Raw genomic sequence first — 18,002 nt, forward strand, 5'->3', positions numbered from 1 at the left:
TACAGCATAGATTTGAAATCAATAAGGATAGGCAGGGGATAAACCATGAAGCAGGATTATGTAATTGTACTCGCGCCCGATTCATTTAAAGAGAGCATGACCGCCAAGGAAGTCTGTGAGGCGATGGAACGCGGCATTCTGAAGGCAAACCCGAATGTGACCTGTATCCATGTGCCGATGGCGGACGGCGGTGAAGGCACGATGCAGTCCCTCGTGGATGCAACGGGCGGCACGGTGCACACCGCGATGGTCACGGGTCCGCTGGGCAATCAGGTGGAGGCGTCCTACGGTATTTCGGGAGATGGCAGCACCGGCGTGCTGGAGATGGCCAGTGCAAGCGGGATCCACTTGGTGCCCCCGGCTGAGCGGAATCCGCTGGTAACCACGACTTACGGGACGGGTGAGCTGATTAAAGCTTGCCTGGATCATGGCGTGAGCAGGCTGCTGATCGGCATCGGCGGCAGTGCGACGAATGACGGCGGAGCGGGAGTTGTTCAGGCGCTCGGCGGCAAGCTGCTGGATGCGGAAGGGAAGGAGCTTGCTTTTGGCGGCGGGGACTTGGGCCGGCTTGCAAGTTTTGACTTGACCGGCCTGGATTCACGACTGCAGCATGTGGAGGTCGAGGTGGCCTGTGATGTAACCAATCCGCTCTGCGGCGAGACGGGAGCCTCTCATGTGTTCGGACCGCAGAAGGGTGCTACGCCGGATATGATCGAGCAGCTGGACAGCAATCTGCGGAACTACGCCGGGGTTATGAAGCAGCAGCTGGGCAAAGATATCGTGGACTACCCAGGGGCTGGAGCGGCAGGCGGTCTTGGCGGGGGGCTGATGGTCTTCCTGAACGGGACGCTGAAGAAGGGGATCGATATGGTTGTTGACTATACGGGCCTTGAAGAGAAAGTGCGCCAGGCGGATATGGTGTGGACCGGTGAAGGCGGGATGGACTTCCAGACGCAGTACGGCAAAACCCCGCTGGGCGTGGCGATGGTTGCGAAGAAGCATGGCAAGCCTGTTGTTGCCTTGGCCGGACGGATCGGTGACGGGATCGAGGTGCTGTACGATAAAGGAATGGACGCTATTTTTGGCATTATGCCGGGTGCGGCTACGCTATCGGAAGCACTGGTGAACGGACAGCAGAATGTGGAGAGAACATCGGAGAATATTGTCCGTCTCATGAACTCCTTGAACAAGTAATCATTCACTTCATAGCGAGGGAACAAGGGGGAGCTGACCTGTACGGGTCGGCTTCTTTTTCTACCGGCCGGATATGGATTGGAAGCGGGATGTGTAAACTATAGAGAGTGACTCTTGTATTGGGATCTTATACGGGGCAGTACGTGACAGGCAGGTAAGGAGGGACATAATGTATGAAACTATCACGGCCGCTGGCGGAGAATATCGCCAAAGAAATGATGCGTGTCATTCCTTACAATATTAATGTGATGGATGAGAACGGGGTCATTGTGGGCAGCGGGGACCCAGCACGGATCGGCACGCTGCACATCGGTGCCCAGAAAGCCATTCAGACCGGGAGAATCTATGAGGTCTATGAAGAAGGCGGCGGCATGAAGCCGGGGGTGAACGAGCCTATTGTAGTGAAGGATGAGGTGATTGGCGTGGTCGGCATCACGGGGCATCCCGATGAGGTGAGACCGCTCAGCAATTTGCTGCAAGTGACCGTCGTTCTCCTGATCGAGCAGGAGCGTCAGAACAAGGCCATGTTGAACCAACGCCAAAATCGGGAGAAGTTCTACCATGAGTTATCCTATCGCAAGACGCCTTACGATGAACCGTTTCTGGAGCGTGCCGAAGGCTATGGACTGGACCTGACGCGAAAATGCCGGGTGCTGCTCGTGCAGGGCTCTGTGGGAGGCAAAGTATTCCGGGGGCTGCAGCAAGCGTACCCTCAAAGCTGGAATTTGGAGAACGACAAAACCGTATTCTTCATGACAGACGCCATGAAATACCGGAGCCTTCTGGACAAGCTGACCGAGCTGGATGAAGTCCACAGCTTGGGGATTGGGGAGCGGGAGGAGCTGGCTGCCACATCGCTGGAGCAGGCGGTATCCGCTCTGGAGCTGGGCATGAACATCGACCCCCGCCGCAAAGTGAATTTCTACGAGGATTTAAGGTTTCTCATCAGCCTGGCTTATAATTCGGATGACACACAGGCTTCGCTGTATTCGCTTCTGGAGCAGGGCGGAGACAAGCTGGACCTCATTGAGACGCTTCAGGTATACATTTCCGAGAATGGGGATCACAACAATACGGTAAAAAGGCTAAATATCCACCGCAATACCCTGCATTACCGGTTAAACCGAATTAAGCAGCTGACAGGCAAAAATCCGCGCCATGTGCTGGACCTGTTCGAATTGTTGTGCAGCTTAATGTGGCGAAAATAAGCAGTGAGGCTGAGCGCGGTCTCGATCTGGAAGGGCTACCGGTTCCCGCTGACTCTTCCTGCAGAAATATTTCACGGCATATCATCGGCAGGGGCGGTGAAGTGAGAAAGGCGCGCGGCTCTTTTTTGTCTTATGGCAAAAGAGTCCAATGAACAACAGGGCAGCTTCAAAGGCCATTATGACCTTGGAGCTGCCCTGTTGTCTGACTTTATTTAATGCCGAGCCGCATGCGATAGCTGAGCATCACGGGGAGAGTACGCCCTTGAAAATGCTCCTCGACCAGCGTATGAAACTGTGCAATTTTGTCGTTGATTTCGTTTTGCTTCAGCTTGAATACGGTTTGGATGCCGCCTTGACTGACAGCAAGGCCGGTATAGCGTTCCGCGGTGAACGGCTCCATATGGTGGAATACAATTTCCTTGGAGAAGCGGAACACACCGCTCTCGCGGATGTGCTTCAAATGCTCGTTCTTATTCCCTTTATAGGCCTGCTCCTGAGTATCCACATGGCGGTCAATGATGGTTTCAGCCAGTTCAATCAACTCAAGATAGGTTTGTTCAACCTTCCGGGTGAGGCTTGGCGGCCAGTCGCAGTCATATACAGCGAATATACCGTCCTCGCGCAGCACACGGGATACCTCTTTTAACGTACTGGCAGGGTCCATCCAGTGGAAGGACTGGGAGCAGGTCATGATGTCTGCGGATTGATCCGGCAGTGCCAGCTGATTGGAATAACCGGAGACGAACTTGATATCGGCAGCTTTTCCATGGGGACTGCTGCCTTGCTCTTGCTGCAGCGACTGCCATTTGGCGATAGCTTTGCCCCGCATATCGTCATTCGGCTCGACGCCGATGACTTGGTCCGCGGTATCTCTCCATGCAAACGAGGATAACCCCGTCCCGCAGCCCAAATCGACAACAAGCGAGGGCTTGCGTTCCAAATATCCTGTTAGAAGTGTAACAACCTCCTGAGGAGCTTCCGGGCGATGCTGGTCATAGGTATCCTCAAAGCCGGTGAAACGATCCACATTACTGGCCCGATTGCCTTCGGGAACGAAATCCTTGCTCCACACTTCGGTCATATCCTTGGTCATCGTTATTCATCTCCTTATCCGGGTACATAAGCTGGGCATTGCAATTTGAGCTTGCTTGGCTGTGCGCGAGTCTGGATGAGGACTCCATTGCCGTATCCTGCTGCTTTAATGCCATCATATCACAGCAAGGGAGCTTATCAACAGACGGACTTGACCCAAGCGGTGCCTGTACAGGTACAATAGAGGGACAGGGAGAAGGAAGAGGGATGAATATGAAGAGAACAACATCACCGAAGGGAATCTTCTTCGATGTGGATGATACATTGTATGACCATTTGGCGCCTTTTCGCGAGGCTGTTCAAGAGACGGCCCGTCCAGGCGAGGCATTTCCCTATGAAGCGGCATACCATCGGATGCGATATTACAGTGACCGCTTGTCCGTTGAGCTGGGAGGTGCTGGCACGGCAGCTTACGGGGAAGCCGTCGAGGAGATGCGCAGACGCCGATTTCAATTAGCGCTGGCTGAATTCGGCATCCCACTGTCACTGGAGGAGGCCGAAGTGGTACAGCAGACCTATCTGGATCGGCAGTATACCATCAGAATGTTTGCCGGTGCCCGGGAGCTGCTGAAAAAGTTGGCGGACGCCGGGCATGTGGTCGGCTTGATTACCAACGGACCGGCGGATCACCAGATGAACAAAATAGCGGCTATGCAGCTCGGTGATCTAATCCCGCCGGATCGTTTGTTCGTATCCGGCGCCGTTGGCTGGGACAAACCCGATCCGCGGATATTCCGCCATGTGAACCAGCTGACCGGCACTGCGCCGGAGAGCTCTTATTACATCGGGGATTCATGGCGCAATGATGTGATTGGCGCACTCGCCGCGGGCTGGAATATCATCTGGTTCAATCACCGGAGCGTTGCTCCCGAGTCGGAACATGAGCCGCACCATATTGTCACGAGTTATGGCGAGCTGGAGCGGCTGCTTGATGAGCTGATTGGATAAGGATGAAATGCCGCTTCTAGGCTGCACCGGAGAGTGTTTGATGTTTGGTTAACCCCCCAGACGATGCCCAGGTGGTTGTTTATGATGGAGACCACGAACAAAATGGCCCGAAATGAACCGCGTGTGGATGGAACCTGGGAGATCACTGTGCCTCATGAGGAAGACTGGTTGGTAGAGGATATCGAGCAAGCACGGACCGAATACATCACCAAACCGAGCATGGCTGGGGTAAAAGATGTTTGAAGGGCTGGAGCAGCGTCTGGAGACAGGAAAGATGAATGATCTCGATCTAATGAACAAAGGAGCGTGTTTTATAGATGAAGAGTAATGATGCCGCTGGGCAACTATGGCTTTAGTGAACAATTCGGCTGGATCGCGGACAAGTTTGGCGTGTCATGGCAGCTGGATCTGCCAAACAAAGCATAGTGTCAGGCAGCCGATCTAAACAGGACGGGCCCAAGTGGGGCCGTCTTTTTTATGTGCCGGTACTGCAAATGCCGTGCAGCCGCTGCCGGGTGTCCAGAACCAAGAACCATCTCCTTGTTCTCCCTCCGACCCGAAATGACCATTCATATTGTCATGATCATCCCCACTCTCTATATGCCGCTTATTCCGTATACTGCTTACGGAATTGCAGCGGCGATAGACCGAAACGCGCGGAGAAGCGCCGGGAAAAATAGGGCGGATATTGAAACCCAACATGCTCTGCAATATGCGACATGGACCACCTTGTGGTCAGGAGCAGCCGCTTTGCCTGGTCCAGGCGGTATTGAAGCAGATACTCCGTTGGGGTTACGCCATGCGATTCTTTCATGCAGCGCGTCAAGTAATTGTAGTGAAAATGCAGGTCTGCCGATATCCGCGCATTGCTGATGGGTTCGCGATAGTGCATTTTGATATAGGATTCCACTTGTTCCGCCACTTTGCGCACCCGCGACTGTTCCTGGTCGGACCTCGACGGATCAAGCAGCTGCAGCAGCTCAATAAACAAGGTTTGTTCCCGCCAAAATGCGGTAGACCTCGGTTCGGTTGCCAATAGGTGCAGAGACTCAAACTGCTGGTAGACTTGCTCCGGATAGGGTATACGGCCTTGTTTGGGCAGCTCAATATTGTGTGAGATTGAATCATGCCCGGTTATATCCGGTGTTAGGGTCTGAAAATGCAGCCAGTAGAAGGACGTTTCTTCTCGGCAATCCTGTACCGCGAAGTGGTAAGCATCGGGGAGCAAGACGACCATATCCCCCGCACACAGTTTCCAGTGCTGCCTCTCTTCGCCCAAGAACAAGCAGCCGCTTTGCACCAGGATGATATCGAAGACGCCAAGATTTCTTCGGTTCGGATGCGACTCTCCCGGCATATAGTGTGTTTTACCTGATTCAAGGAAGAAGGGCAGCGGCAGTGAAGGGAAGGAAAGAACGCTTCGTTCCGTCACGGATTCACCTCCAAGGGATGTGTGAGATTGTATAAGAAATTAGGTCATTTTTGATATCGTTTTCATCCTATCATAGATCGTAGAATGGGAAGTGTCGAGGCTTTATCCTATCGAATCTCAAAGGAGTGTATTGAAGATGACGACTCTTGCTTCGCGTTCTGCTGCCGTACCTCTTAAGCAAGTGAAACTGACGGACCCGTTCTGGTCCCGTTACATAGAGCTGGTAAGGGATGTGGTGATTCCGTACCAGTACGAAGCCCTGCATGATCGAATCCCGGGTGTCGAACCAAGTCATGGCGTCTCCAATTTTCGAATCGCTGCCGGCAGGGACAAGGGCGAGTATGGCGGGATGGTATTTCAGGATAGCGATGTTGCCAAATGGCTGGAGGCTGCGGCGTATTCGCTTGCCATCCATCCGGATCCGAAGCTGGAACAGCAGGTGGATGAGCTGATTGATCTTGTGGCCGCTGCCCAGCAGCCCGATGGATACCTGAATACGTATTTCACGGTGAAGGAGCCGGAGAAGCGCTGGACCAATCTGACGGATTGCCATGAGCTGTACTGTGCCGGACATATGATGGAAGCCGGGGTAGCGCACTATCTGGCAACAGGGAAGCGGAAGCTGCTGGATGTGGTGTGCCGCCTAGCGGATTATATCGATTCTGTTTTTGGGCCTGAGGATGGCAAAATCCACGGATTTGACGGGCATCAGGAGATCGAATTGGCGCTTGTCAAACTGTATGAGGTGACCCGGGAGCCGAGATATTTGAACCTGAGCCAGTATTTTATAGATGTGCGCGGCACGGAGCCTCACTTCTTCCTTCAGGAGTGGGAGCAGAGAGGGCGAAAATCATTCTACTCCTCGGTAGCGAACCCGCCGCACTTGCCTTATCATCAGAGTCATCTGCCCGTAAGGGAACAGAGGGAGGCGGTTGGACATTCGGTCCGGGCCGTGTACATGTACACGGCCATGGCGGACTTAGCGGCCAGAACAAAAGACCCCGCTCTTCTGGAGGCGTGCGAGAACCTGTGGTTTAACATGGTTCATAAACAGATGTACATTACCGGAGGCATCGGTTCAACCCATCACGGAGAGGCGTTCACGACGGATTATGATCTGCCGAACGATACAGTGTATGCCGAGACCTGTGCCTCCATCGGTTTGATCTTTTTTGCCCGGCGCATGCTGGAGCTGGCTCCCAAATCGGAGTATGCGGATGTGATGGAGCGTGCGCTGTTCAACACGGTCATTGGCAGCATGGCTCAGGACGGGCGGCATTTCTTCTATGTCAATCCGCTTGAGGTATGGCCTGCGGCCTGTCGCCATAATCCGGGCAAGTTCCATGTGAAGCCGGTTCGGCCGGGATGGTTCGCATGCGCTTGCTGTCCACCGAATGTGGCGAGACTGCTGTCTTCGCTGGGTGAATATGTGTATACGATGAACGAGGATACGCTGTACACGCATCTATACATGGGGGGTGAAGCATCGGTTCAGTTCGGGGATGTGCCTGTGAAGGTCATTCAGAACAGCGCGCTGCCTTGGAATGGGGACGTTACACTTGCCATCCAGACGGAGAAGGCAGTTGAGTGGACGGTAGCTCTCCGCATTCCGGATTGGTCCCGCGGCAAAGCAGATTTGCGCTTGAATGGGGAAGACGTGAGCATGGAGGATGTTATGACAGACGGCTATGCCTACATCAAGAGAGTATGGGCGCCGGGAGATACCCTGGAGCTGGAACTCTCCATGGAGATCCATCAAGTAAGGGCTAATCCGAATATACGGGCCAATGCCGGTAAAGCCGCAATCCAGCGTGGACCGTTGGTATACTGCCTGGAAAGCGTAGATCATGGAGCGCCGATGTCGTCCGTATCGCTAGCTCGCGAGCCTAAGCTGAGCTCACGGTTTGATCCTGATTTTCTCGGAGGGGCGGTTGTCATTGAAGGGGAAGGCTGGCGTGAAGAATCCGGTGACTGGGGCGGTGATCTGTATCGTACTTCGCCAACGCCGCTGCGTCCCGCAGCGCTCAAAGCCATTCCGTATTATTTATGGGGCAATCGTGGCGAGAATGAGATGACGGTGTGGATGCCATTGCAGTAAAGGAAGCCAGGCAGCGAAAAAGGGCTTGCTCAAGGTCGGTTGATCTCGCGCAAGCCCTTTTTTTATTCGAATGTATGCAGCTCCAGATTTATTTCAGCAGCTTCTTGATATCTTCTTCCATTTTTTCCGGGGTATCCGTTGGCGCAAAGCGTTTAACCACCTTGCCGCTGCGGTCCACCAGAAACTTGGTGAAATTCCATTTGATTGCTTTAATGCCGAGCGCGCCGGGGGCTTCACTGGTCAGATGTTTGTAGAGGGGATGAGCGTGCGAGCCGTTCACATCAATCTTGGAGAATAAAGGGAAGGTTACGCCATGATTGAGCTTGCAGGCTTCCTCGATCGCGGAATCCTCCTCCAGCTCCTGATTCATGAATTGGCTGCTGGGGAAGCCAAGCACGGCCAGTCCCTGATCGCGGAATGACTGATGCAGCTTCTCCAAACCGTCAAATTGAGGGGCAAAGCCGCATTTGGTTGCCGTGTTCACGATGAGCATCACCTCACCCTTGTAGGGCTCGAGTGTTTGGGACTCACCACGTATCGTTTTTACTTCATATTCATAAATGGACATCGCCGTAGAACCTCCTCTGATAGGATGTATATAGAAACAGAGTATATCCTTTTACCAAGGATTGCAATTTAATAGAACCGTGATGTCAGGTTATACATGCTATAAATATGACAGATCAAGGAGCACAATACATGATGTGGAAAATATAAAGTAAAAATTTGTATTTTTATCTGGACGTATTTAGGAAATATGTGATAGTAGTAGAATAAGTAGTTAAGCAGATGAAGCAAGACAAGAAGGGTACTGCTGAAACAATGTATAGGAGGCCTAAATGAGATTAAGAACACAAATGCTCAAAACGACGGTGACCAGTCTGCTCGCTTTTATGTTCATCGTCCTGATTGTGCTGGTTCCAAGGGATTTGAATCTGTCGCTGGACGGCAATTTAGTGGTGACCAATTATTCCTTTGATCTGGGCCAGTATGTTACGTACATCCGTGACTATTTTGCAAGCGCTGTTCAGAACGGGACGCTCGGGGGAACGCGGTATATCGGCCAGTCCTCGGAAGCGGCTGCTTTTGAAGCTGTTGGCAAAAGCCTGCTGGTTATTGTATCCGCTTTACTGATAGGATTCGTGTTAGGTATTCTGAAGGGAGTTTTGGACTACAAATTGTCCAAGACCAAATTCAGCGTGCTGGGGCACTGGACGACATGGTTGTTCCAGTCCATTCCGGATTTTTTCCTGATGCTGATCGCCCAATGGGTGCTCATTAAGCATGTTCCGGCTATCCGTTATTTTGCGGTTGACGGCTGGGAGGCTTTCGTGCTGCCTTCGCTGCTTGTCTCAATTTACCCGATATTTTTTATTGCCCGGATCACGTCGGCTTCGCTGCTCGCACAGGAAGGCAAACTATACATACTGCTGGCTAAAGCCAAAGGGCTGAGTGACCGGAAGGTCGTCTACAAACATATGCTGCGAAACGGCATCGCAACCATCCTGACCCATCTTCCGGGTCTGCTGGTCTTCATCTTGTCGAACCTGCTCGTGGTGGAATATTACCGCAACTATCCGGGAGCGGCTTGGAGATTGTTTCAGGCGCTGGATTTCAATACGTTCAGCGGCACCGGCGGCAACTATGAGCCGGGTGTCATTATTTATATCGCATTTTCCTTCATGGTGCTGTTCATGATCGTTCAATGGATCAGTCATTCGGCACGCAAGTACTTTGATCCGCGATAAGAAACGAGGTGAGTTATCTTGAAGAATTTCCCTTTATGGATTGGCGGCATTCTGCTTGCTTTCTTTGTCTTTGTTATGCTGGCGGGGCCGTACATGCCCTTCATTGATAAGGATTTGAAGAATGAACCCTCCAGATGGGTCATGAAGGACGGCAAGCAGAAGCTGACCCTTCCGCCTTATAAACCTTCTTCGAAGAACTGGCTTGGATCGGATAAGAGGGGGGTCGATAACTTGAGCAAACTGGTTGTGACCGCCAAGGATACGATTCTGCTGGTGCTCGCGATTACGGCTGCCCGATATGCGATCGGGGTGCCCCTGGGACTGATCGCTCGTAAGAAAAAGGGCTTCACCCACCAGTTCATTACCTTCTGGAACCAGATGTGTTCCTATTTGCCGCCGGTCTTCGCATCCGCGCTGCTGCTTGCGCTTCCGTTCTTTCTCTTCTCCCAGCAGCGGATGGGCTGGGCCATACTGATTCTGGCCAGCGTTGAAGCCGGGCGGGTGGCCATCACGATTCAGCAGCAGGCCCACAAGATGGCAAGCGAGCCTTACATGGAAGCCGGAACCGCGTTAGGTCTTCGCACGAGGACGTTGACGAAGAATTACTATATCCCGGTCATGTTCCCCGAAGTTATCGTCAACTTCTGTTTGGATATGGGGAAGGTGATGCTCCTCCTCGGTCAGCTTGCGATTGTGAACATCTTCCTTGGTCACGAGTGGAAGGAAGTCAACTATTATGTCATGGAATTCGTGGAGACCGGGTACAACTGGGCGACGATTCTGTCCAAGAATCGAGCGGACATCTGGTTAGGAAAGTTCCAATTCGTTGTGTATCCGGCATTTGCCATGATGCTGCTGATCATAACGTTCAACTTGTTAGGCGAAGGCTTGCGCCGTCGTTTTCAGGTTAAGGGCTGATTAGAGCCCGGCTGTTAACGTCAAAAAAACCGGAAGAATGAAGGCTATCGCAAGGCGCTTCCCATGTGGAGGCATACCTGGCGGAGAGCCATTCTTCCGGTTTTTATAGTCTCTGTATAATGTGTCCGCTGTTTAAGCTTCTACGGGAAGCTCCGGGTGAGCCCAGACGGACACACTCCCGCCGTTAACCGGAAACAGAGCGAACCCGTCCTCACCGATCGTGATCCGTTCCTTCCGGGTGCGAGTCAGATCCACCCATATCTCTCCGGCGCGATGCTCACCAACAAACATTCTCTTCTCCCCGGCATCCCCGTTAGCGATCACCACGGCACAGCCGGAATGCTCGATTTCCTCGATCCCCCGGCGGACCCAGCCAATCGTGTTCGGATGGTCAAAATAATCATCTTGCTCGCCATACGCCCGGTTCACCCTGGCATACAGCAGCGGGTCAATGGCCTCTCTCTTGCCGGGAATGGGCTTCTCGCCGCCGATCCCGTAATAATCTCCGTAGAAGACGGAAGGATAACCGTCCTTGCGCAGCAGAATCAGCGCATAAGCGCTCTGTTTAAACCAGTCCTCCACCCACGATTCCAATGATTCCTGCGGCTGTGAATCATGGTTGTCCACAAACGTAACGGCATTCATGGGGTGCGATGCGACGAGTGTATCGTCGAAGATCTTTCGCAGATCGAAGGAACGGCCGGCTTTGGAAGCAGCTTGGAGTTTGTAGTGGAGGGAAACATCAAACAGATCGATTTTGTAATCCACCGTATCCAGGAAATGCCGGCAGTCCTCAAGCTCGGGATTCCAGAACTCGCCCACGATGTAAAAATCCTCTCCGCGTTTTTTCTTCATGGCTGCGGCAAATTCTTTAATGAAATCATGGTTGATGTGTTTGATGGCATCAAGCCGGAACCCGCTGCATTGCAATGTATCCACGAGCCACTGGCCCCAGGCGGTCATTTCCTTGCGTACATCCGGATGACCGTAATCTATGTTGGCAAACATCAAGTAGTCGTAATTCCCGAATTCATTGTCCACCTTGTCGCTCCAGGATTTATTCTCGCCCACAATTCGGAATATGCCGGAGCGCTTGCTCTTATCATCATAGTCGGTTCCGTTAAAGTGATTGAAATTCCATTGGAACGAGGAATACTGATCACCGCGGCCAGGGAAGGTGAATTTGGTCCAGCCCTCGATCTCGAACGGCTTGGATATATCCTTCGTCCGATCCATCTCATCAACCTGGATAACCTGAAACCGCTCGGTTTCATCAGCACCCGCCTTATGGTTCATCACCAGATCCACATAGACGGCAATCCCGTGCTTGTGGCAGGCTGCAATGGCATCGGTTAGTTCCTGCTTGGTCCCGTATTTGGTGCGAACCGTTCCCTTCTGGTCAAACTCCCCCAGATCGTACAGGTCATACACCCCATACCCGTTATCCTCGGCGGAGGATGCTTTGGTCACGGGGGGAATCCAAACCGCATCGATTCCTGCCTTGCTCAGCTCCGGTGCTGCGCTTTTGAGTCGGTTCCAGTGCGAGCCATCGGCTGCAACATGCCATTCGAAGAATTGCATAATCGTATGATTTCGTTGCATACTTCCATCTCCTCTACAATGATAGCTCTGTATAAATACTGCGTGCTAAATCTCAAATACCCAAGAAAGCAGGGGAGCTAAACCTTTGTGCCCGATGAGTGGGTCCAATTGCTTTAGTTTTACCCTAAAATGGAAGGAAAAAGACGGGGGTTCTTCATCGACAGAAGAGCAAGAAACGGACATGACACCGGAGGCATTTTCTTCAAATATAAGGTTGCAGCTCTCTTATTCCAATAGTTCCCGCAATTCGGCATCCACACACCTCTTCGGCTTGGTTCATCTGTGCAAAAAAAACCATCCCCTGCGCATGAATATGCGTGAGGATGGTTTTTGGTTCGTACACAATGGCAGCCGATCCCGCTCACTCAAGCCATAGCATAGGTAAGCAGGATTAGCAGCGCAGTGGTGATGGACATGGCCAGCAGCGGCCGCCATGCGCTGCGCAGATCCTTCAAGTGGACATTCAGGCCAAGTCCCACCATCGCCATGGCAAGAAGGAAGGAAGCTGCCTGAGAAATCGTATACTTGATCGGCAGAGGAATGATCGGTTGTCCGGTCCATTCCCAGCTTCCCAGTATACTCGCTGCAATGAAGCCGAGCAGGAACCAGGGGAACTCCATCTTCGTGTGGCTCTCGATGCGCCCGGTACGTTTCATCCAGAGCATGAGCACGACACTGAGTGGTACGAGCAGAAATACCCGTCCCAGCTTGGCAAGCAAGCTAATGGCCAGCGCGTCCTCACCCGCCGGAGCGGCTGCGAGGGCTACATGGGCAATCTCATGCAGACTTACTCCCGACCACACACCATACTGGGTGTCCGTCAGAGGAAGCAGCGGCTGAACGAGGGTGTAGCCAATGGCAACAATGGTTCCAAGAAAGGCGATAAGGCCCGCTCCAAGCGCCGTGTCCTTCTCCTTGGCCTTCACAATGGGGGACACGGCGGCAATGGCAGCCGCGCCGCAGACACCGGTTCCAATGCCGAGCAGAAGGGACAGGGACATGTCGGCTTTAAGCCATTTGGCAATTAGCAGCGTCAGCCCAATGGCTACAACAACGCTGATCACATCCTTCAGCATCAGGCCCAGGCCTTGCTGGAACACGATGCCGATATTCAGCTTCAGTCCATACAGAATGATGGCCAGACGCAGCAGCCGCTTGGCTGTGAATTGAATGCCGATGCGCAGCCGCTCCGGGTAGTCGCGCAGTTGCCGGTATAAGGCGGCGATCAGAATCGCCCAGGCAAGCTGGCCGAGGTAGCCAAGACCCGGGATGCTTGCTAGTGCGTAGCCCATGAGGGCAATGATAAAGGTGAAGGCAATGCCGCCTGCGGCGGCAGGCAGTGTATCATGTATCCAACGAACCAGGCGATGGACGGTTGCTTGTGATTTGGAATAGGCTGGTTCAGTCATAAGGTCTAACCTCCGATTCGTTCGGTTGGTCTGAACCCATCGTATCCCATTCGGCTGGATAAGAAAAATAAATCATTATAATAGTCATCATAAGTAATCAGTTATGGTAATATCATCTCATATTGATGAGGGACGCTGGAGAAGTGAAGGAGGTCCAAGATGGATCAAGCACTAGAGGTATTTGTAACGGTCGTGGAGAAGGGGAACTTCACCCGCGCAGCCGAAGAACTACTCATGACACAACCTGCGGTAAGCCAGTATGTCCAGGCATTGGAGCGGTCTGTTGGCACCAAGCTGCTGGATAGAACCAATAAATACGTCCGCCTCAATAAAGCCGGAGAAATTGTATACCATCACGCGAAGGAGATTCTGGGCCTGTACACGCGCATGAATTCACTTGTGGATGATTTGATGCACCGTGCTGGCGGGAACCTCTCCATTGGCTCCAGCTACACCTTCGGGGAGTATATGCTGCCGCATTTGATCGCATATATGAGAGAGCATTATCCGCTGATTCGCCCTACGATCACGATCGGGAATACGACCGAGGTGGCGGAGATGATTCTGCGCCATGAAGCGGATATCGGTATCGTTGAAGGGGATTATCATGATGAGAAGCTGCATATCGAGGCTTTTGCAGAGGATGAAATGGTGGTGATGGTTCCCCGCGACGGGCGGTATGATCATCTGCAGGAGCTGGCGCTTTCCGAGCTTGCCAATGAGACCTGGATTGTAAGAGAGGCCGGATCAGGCACGCGGGAGGCCACGGAGCGGATGTTTACCCGGTATGGTGTTCACCCTGAACATATCGTGGAGTTCGGAAGTACGCAGTTGATCAAGGAATCCGTAGAGGCAGGTCTCGGCGTTACCCTGCTGTCGCGATGGGTAGTGCGCAAAGAGGTTCAGCTCGGAACCCTGCATATGCTGGTACCCAACGGTAAGCCGGTAGCGCGGCAGTTCTCGTGGATTACGGAGAAGACACCCTATCATACAAAGGCGGTTGAGGTATTTCTGGAGCTGCTGCATCAGCGGCGCGGATTTCCGAAGGAAGTGTGAATATGCGTGAAATGATCGAAGAGAATGGACATCCCTGACAAGGGATGTTTTTTTTGTTAGGACATGATTACAAATGAGATAAATGGTCAAAAATAAATACTAAAATCCATAGATAAGCTATTCATGATGAATTGATATGAAAATCGGGCGTAAGGAGGGTTAAACGATGAAAACATTTAATACCATTGCTTTGCTGTTATTGATCGTTGGGGGCATTAACTGGCTGCTTGTAGGCCTGTTTCAATACGATTTGGTAGCTGCATTGTTCGGTGGGCAGAGTTCTGCAGGCTCCCGTATCATCTATACGATTGTGGGTCTGTGTGCATTATACTCGATCCGCTTTTTCGGTGATGTTACGAATGATGATAGAGATCCAGCTAGATAAGTCATGTTTCATAACATGTACATATCATAATTCGGGATTTAAATCGATATTCGCATCTGGTAATAAAGCTGCTCCGTTTCACGGGGCGGCTTTTTTTTCTGCCCTTACTCCGATATTGTCCATGGCTGCACAATCTCATGTCAGGTGCAAAATCAACATATATTCCTTGTTTTTCCCAGTGTTTATCAGTGTCTATATGGCCTATACTCCAAGTTAAAAACGACATATTTACGGAGCAGGGAAGGAACTCATAGAATAAAACCAAGTCATAACGATGCTTGAAGGAATGATAGATGAATGATAGATAATATAACACATATTCTATCGGGATTTCTTCTTGCACAAACAGAGAAAGGTCTGCCTCGCACATATAAACATGAACGAAGCAGACCGGAAGAACGGTGGACACCAAATATACATGAGGAAGGGAGCGAGATAGCTGCAAAGCAGGCAAGCCTCGATTTCGTTTAGGAATGAAATGCTCTGTACATGGCATCCAGCAGACTGTGTGTCGCATCGCAGCTGTATTCCCAGAACATGATACCCGCCAGCCCCTGATCCTGAATGTATTTGCATTTATGGGTTAACGATTCCGGATCATCGTATGTAATGAAGCTGCTGCCATCGAACAAATAAGGGGCTTTGGCTTCATCATCCCAGAACCGCTTGAACTGAGGGTTATTGAAATAGTCGGCCGTGAGTTGGGTGTAAGTCGGACCATAGCCGCCCGAGGATGGAGCGATCTGGAGATAACCGTTGTTTACATCCGGCACGTCCTTCCATCTTCTGGAGTAGAATGCGGCACCGATCACGATTTTCTCTCGCGGCACGCCCGCTAGGGTGAACATGCGTACGGAAGCATCCGCACTAATTCGAAACAGATCGCCAGTAGAGGTATAGAGGTTGGCATGATGGCCTGTTATTGTCTGGAACCCGCCGCGCATGTCGTAGGTCATGAGCTGGATGAAGTCGAGATAAGGGTGGATGTCGCTTATTTCGGTACCCTCAATATAATACTGATCGGCTCCGGCAGCGATGGTCAGCAGATAGCGATGATTCCTCCCCTGTCCGTAGTGATCGAGCGCTTCCCGCAGCTCCTTCAGCAGCACGGTAAAGTTCCCCTTGTCGTTAGGCGATGCAGTCGTTCCGGCTATTGAGTAGCAGGGATATTCCCAGTCCAGGTCGATGCCGTCAAAAGGAAACTCCTGCAGCAGAGCTATCGCTGATTCGCACACGCTTTGTCTTCCCGTTGCCGTGGATGCAGCTTCCGAGAATCCGTCTGAGCCCCAGCCGCCAACGGATAACAGGATCGTGAGCTTGGGATTGATGGATTTCAGGCGCTGGATTTCGTGAACGGTATCCGTGTCAGCATACGTAATCTTGTCTTCTTGGATATGAGCGAAAGCAACGTTCAGATGAGTGAGCCGCTGGGCATCCTCGGCAGTGATCTGGGATAAGACCTTGCGCCCTGCATAACCGGCCAGAATCCAGGATGATGTCTGCATACGTGAATACCTCGTTTCGTGAAGAATATGTGGGTTTTGTCTTTACGGTTTATTTTTCCAACTTACGTTCAGATCTGGCATCTGTCAAGCTTGTGCACGATGCTGTAATGACAACTTCAGGTGGGAAAAGGGTCAAATTCTACATGTTTTACTTCTCCGAAATGACAATGGCAAGTTGGGGCCAAAAGCCCAAAACCCCGTGATGACAGCACTTTCCGGGTCTTAAGGTGACAATTGAAAACGACATATTTACGGATGAGCCCGCGGTTCATACACTTGGGATGTAAGCGTTAACAATTTTCCGAAGCGAAGCAGAGCCGCACGATATCGAGGTGTGGTCAGTGGCCTCATTCCTTACATGTAAACAGGAGTGTTATTCGCTTTTCCTGCAAAGACGGCCGGATTTTCATTAGAAAAGGAGGGAGCAACCGATGCAGCCAGATGGGAAGTCCGCCTTGTCGCCAGACCTATCGGTGAACACGATTCCGAATCGCAAGAAAAATACGTTATGGAGGAGGATGATTCGAAACTGGGAGTTGTATCTGTTTATCGCGCCAGCATTTTTGTACTTTGTGATTTTCCATTACGGGCCGATGTACGGCATACAAATCGCATTTAAGAACTTTATCCCTACATTAGGGGTTACGGGCAGTCCGTGGGTTGGATTCGATCATTTCGTACGCTTCTTCAATTCATATTATTTCTGGGATTTGCTGTGGAATACCCTCAGCATCAGCTTGTACGAGCTGGCTATAGGCTTTCCGCTGCCCATTATTCTGGCCTTGGCCTTCAATGAGGTAAGGGATTCCTTCTTCAAGCGCACCGTGCAGACCGTAACGTATGCGCCGCATTTTATTTCCGTTGTGGTCATGTCCGGTATGATTATTACCTTCTTGTCTCCATCGTCAGGGATGATTGTCAATCTGGTGGAGGGCCTTGGATTCCAAGCGCCTCAATTTCTAACAGATCCTGCATGGTTCAAGACCGTGTATGTGCTGTCCGGTGTCTGGCAGAGTACAGGGTGGGGCACCATTATATACCTTGCTGCCCTGTCGGGGGTGGACCCGCAGCTGCATGAAGCTGCTGTGGTGGACGGTGCAAGCCGGTTCAAACGGATTCTTCATATTAACATCCCGGCCATTATTCCTACGATCACCATTTTGTTAATTCTGAACATGGGCAGCATTCTCGGCGTCGGCTTCGAGAAAATCCTGCTGCTGCAAAATCCGCTGAACATGGGCTCGTCCGATGTCATCTCGACATTCGTCTACCGTTCCGGTCTGGTTGATGCGCAGTACAGTTTCTCCACAGCTGTCGGATTGTTCAACTCGGTAGTGAATGCGATTCTGCTGATCGCGGTGAACCAAATTGCACGCCGCACCAGTGAAAACAGTCTGTGGTAGAAGG

At 51.8% G+C, this 18,002-nt stretch carries 16 protein-coding genes and 1 pseudogene; 11 read left to right on the forward strand and 6 right to left on the reverse strand.

The features are described from left to right. Positions 1–45: 45 nt before the first annotated feature. Together PGL02S_RS07280 and PGL02S_RS07285 are read left to right on the forward strand one after the other, a co-directional pair. Positions 46–1,194, forward strand: coding sequence for a glycerate kinase (locus tag PGL02S_RS07280; RefSeq protein ID WP_036640202.1), 1,149 nt, complete (start codon positions 46–48; stop codon positions 1,192–1,194). A gap of 173 nt (positions 1,195–1,367) precedes the next feature. Further along, positions 1,368–2,402: a CdaR family transcriptional regulator gene (locus PGL02S_RS07285; protein WP_036640200.1), complete on the forward strand. Its 1,035-nt coding sequence runs from the start codon at positions 1,368–1,370 to the stop codon at positions 2,400–2,402. Between the two features lie 208 nt (positions 2,403–2,610). Here PGL02S_RS07285 and PGL02S_RS07290 read toward each other — a convergent pair whose 3' ends face one another. Next, on the reverse strand, positions 2,611–3,495 hold the full coding sequence (locus PGL02S_RS07290) for a class I SAM-dependent methyltransferase (protein WP_036640197.1): 885 nt from the start codon (positions 3,493–3,495) through the stop codon (positions 2,611–2,613). Between the two features lie 206 nt (positions 3,496–3,701). On the opposite strand from PGL02S_RS07290, the gene PGL02S_RS07295 reads away from it, so the two are divergent. From PGL02S_RS07295 to PGL02S_RS07305, 3 genes and pseudogenes are all read left to right on the forward strand, one after another. Further along, complete coding sequence (locus PGL02S_RS07295) at positions 3,702–4,442, forward strand: HAD family hydrolase (protein ID WP_036640195.1); 741 nt, start codon at positions 3,702–3,704, stop codon at positions 4,440–4,442. A gap of 81 nt (positions 4,443–4,523) precedes the next feature. Beyond that, entirely contained in the window at positions 4,524–4,685 is a 162-nt protein-coding gene (locus tag PGL02S_RS28725; RefSeq protein ID WP_235187358.1) for a hypothetical protein, read from the forward strand. A gap of 84 nt (positions 4,686–4,769) precedes the next feature. Next, positions 4,770–4,868: pseudogene (locus tag PGL02S_RS07305) on the forward strand (VOC family protein); the annotation flags it as partial. 181 nt (positions 4,869–5,049) lie between these two features. On the opposite strand, the gene PGL02S_RS07310 reads toward PGL02S_RS07305, so the two are convergent. Beyond that, complete coding sequence (locus PGL02S_RS07310; protein ID WP_036640193.1) at positions 5,050–5,874, reverse strand: helix-turn-helix domain-containing protein; 825 nt, start codon at positions 5,872–5,874, stop codon at positions 5,050–5,052. Positions 5,875–6,010: 136 nt separating this feature from the next. On the opposite strand from PGL02S_RS07310, the gene PGL02S_RS07315 reads away from it, so the two are divergent. Beyond that, on the forward strand, positions 6,011–7,972 hold the full coding sequence (locus tag PGL02S_RS07315; RefSeq protein WP_036640190.1) for a glycoside hydrolase family 127 protein: 1,962 nt from the start codon (positions 6,011–6,013) through the stop codon (positions 7,970–7,972). 88 nt (positions 7,973–8,060) lie between these two features. On the opposite strand, the gene PGL02S_RS07320 is transcribed toward PGL02S_RS07315, so the two are convergent. Continuing rightward, positions 8,061–8,540, reverse strand: coding sequence for a glutathione peroxidase (locus tag PGL02S_RS07320; RefSeq protein WP_036640188.1), 480 nt, complete (start codon positions 8,538–8,540; stop codon positions 8,061–8,063). Between the two features lie 271 nt (positions 8,541–8,811). Between PGL02S_RS07320 and PGL02S_RS07325 the strand changes: the two genes are divergently transcribed. Both PGL02S_RS07325 and PGL02S_RS07330 read left to right on the forward strand, forming a co-directional pair. After that, the gene (locus PGL02S_RS07325) at positions 8,812–9,720 is read left to right on the forward strand and encodes an ABC transporter permease subunit (RefSeq protein WP_036640186.1); all 909 of its coding nucleotides are present in this window, start codon (positions 8,812–8,814) and stop codon (positions 9,718–9,720) included. 18 nt (positions 9,721–9,738) lie between these two features. After that, positions 9,739–10,638 carry an ABC transporter permease subunit gene (locus PGL02S_RS07330; protein WP_006207081.1) on the forward strand — a complete coding sequence of 300 codons (900 nt, stop codon included), beginning with the start codon at positions 9,739–9,741 and terminating at the stop codon, positions 10,636–10,638. A gap of 132 nt (positions 10,639–10,770) precedes the next feature. Here the strand turns inward: PGL02S_RS07330 and PGL02S_RS07335 are convergent, their stop codons facing one another. Together PGL02S_RS07335 and PGL02S_RS07340 are read right to left on the reverse strand one after the other, a co-directional pair. Further along, positions 10,771–12,240: an alpha-amylase gene (locus PGL02S_RS07335; protein ID WP_036640184.1), complete on the reverse strand. Its 1,470-nt coding sequence runs from the start codon at positions 12,238–12,240 to the stop codon at positions 10,771–10,773. A gap of 365 nt (positions 12,241–12,605) precedes the next feature. Further along, on the reverse strand, positions 12,606–13,649 hold the full coding sequence (locus tag PGL02S_RS07340; RefSeq protein ID WP_036640182.1) for a YeiH family protein: 1,044 nt from the start codon (positions 13,647–13,649) through the stop codon (positions 12,606–12,608). 159 nt (positions 13,650–13,808) lie between these two features. Here PGL02S_RS07340 and PGL02S_RS07345 point away from each other — a divergent pair, with 159 nt between their 5' ends. Beyond that, entirely contained in the window at positions 13,809–14,705 is an 897-nt protein-coding gene (locus PGL02S_RS07345; protein WP_036640181.1) for a LysR family transcriptional regulator, read from the forward strand. A gap of 166 nt (positions 14,706–14,871) precedes the next feature. Further along, complete coding sequence (locus tag PGL02S_RS07350) at positions 14,872–15,090, forward strand: DUF378 domain-containing protein (protein ID WP_036640179.1); 219 nt, start codon at positions 14,872–14,874, stop codon at positions 15,088–15,090. Between the two features lie 467 nt (positions 15,091–15,557). Here PGL02S_RS07350 and PGL02S_RS07355 read toward each other — a convergent pair whose 3' ends face one another. Further along, the gene (locus tag PGL02S_RS07355) at positions 15,558–16,595 is read right to left on the reverse strand and encodes a glycoside hydrolase family 18 protein (protein ID WP_036640177.1); all 1,038 of its coding nucleotides are present in this window, start codon (positions 16,593–16,595) and stop codon (positions 15,558–15,560) included. 431 nt (positions 16,596–17,026) lie between these two features. Between PGL02S_RS07355 and PGL02S_RS07360 the strand changes: the two genes are divergently transcribed. Further along, positions 17,027–17,998 carry an ABC transporter permease gene (locus PGL02S_RS07360; protein WP_006207076.1) on the forward strand — a complete coding sequence of 324 codons (972 nt, stop codon included), beginning with the start codon at positions 17,027–17,029 and terminating at the stop codon, positions 17,996–17,998. Positions 17,999–18,002 lie beyond the last annotated feature (4 nt).

Origin of the sequence: Paenibacillus glucanolyticus NBRC 15330 (assembly GCF_004000885.1) — a bacterium.
GTDB lineage: Bacteria > Bacillota > Bacilli > Paenibacillales > Paenibacillaceae > Paenibacillus_AQ > Paenibacillus_AQ glucanolyticus.

Bases quoted from the DNA above. Each gene is read 5' to 3' on its own strand.
- PGL02S_RS07360 (WP_006207076.1), top strand. From the start codon at position 17,027: ATGCAGCCAGATGGGAAGTCCGCCTTGTCGCCAGACCTATCGGTGAAC.
- PGL02S_RS07290 (WP_036640197.1), bottom strand. From the start codon at position 3,495: ATGACCAAGGATATGACCGAAGTGTGGAGCAAGGATTTCGTTCCCGAA.
- PGL02S_RS07335 (WP_036640184.1), bottom strand. From the start codon at position 12,240: ATGCAACGAAATCATACGATTATGCAATTCTTCGAATGGCATGTTGCA.
- PGL02S_RS07340 (WP_036640182.1), bottom strand. From the start codon at position 13,649: ATGACTGAACCAGCCTATTCCAAATCACAAGCAACCGTCCATCGCCTG.
- PGL02S_RS07285 (WP_036640200.1), top strand. From the start codon at position 1,368: ATGAAACTATCACGGCCGCTGGCGGAGAATATCGCCAAAGAAATGATG.
- PGL02S_RS28725 (WP_235187358.1), top strand. From the start codon at position 4,524: ATGATGGAGACCACGAACAAAATGGCCCGAAATGAACCGCGTGTGGAT.
- PGL02S_RS07345 (WP_036640181.1), top strand. From the start codon at position 13,809: ATGGATCAAGCACTAGAGGTATTTGTAACGGTCGTGGAGAAGGGGAAC.
- PGL02S_RS07280 (WP_036640202.1), top strand. From the start codon at position 46: ATGAAGCAGGATTATGTAATTGTACTCGCGCCCGATTCATTTAAAGAG.
- PGL02S_RS07315 (WP_036640190.1), top strand. From the start codon at position 6,011: ATGACGACTCTTGCTTCGCGTTCTGCTGCCGTACCTCTTAAGCAAGTG.
- PGL02S_RS07320 (WP_036640188.1), bottom strand. From the start codon at position 8,540: ATGTCCATTTATGAATATGAAGTAAAAACGATACGTGGTGAGTCCCAA.
- PGL02S_RS07325 (WP_036640186.1), top strand. From the start codon at position 8,812: ATGAGATTAAGAACACAAATGCTCAAAACGACGGTGACCAGTCTGCTC.
- PGL02S_RS07350 (WP_036640179.1), top strand. From the start codon at position 14,872: ATGAAAACATTTAATACCATTGCTTTGCTGTTATTGATCGTTGGGGGC.
- PGL02S_RS07295 (WP_036640195.1), top strand. From the start codon at position 3,702: ATGAATATGAAGAGAACAACATCACCGAAGGGAATCTTCTTCGATGTG.
- PGL02S_RS07355 (WP_036640177.1), bottom strand. From the start codon at position 16,595: ATGCAGACATCATCCTGGATTCTGGCCGGTTATGCAGGGCGCAAGGTC.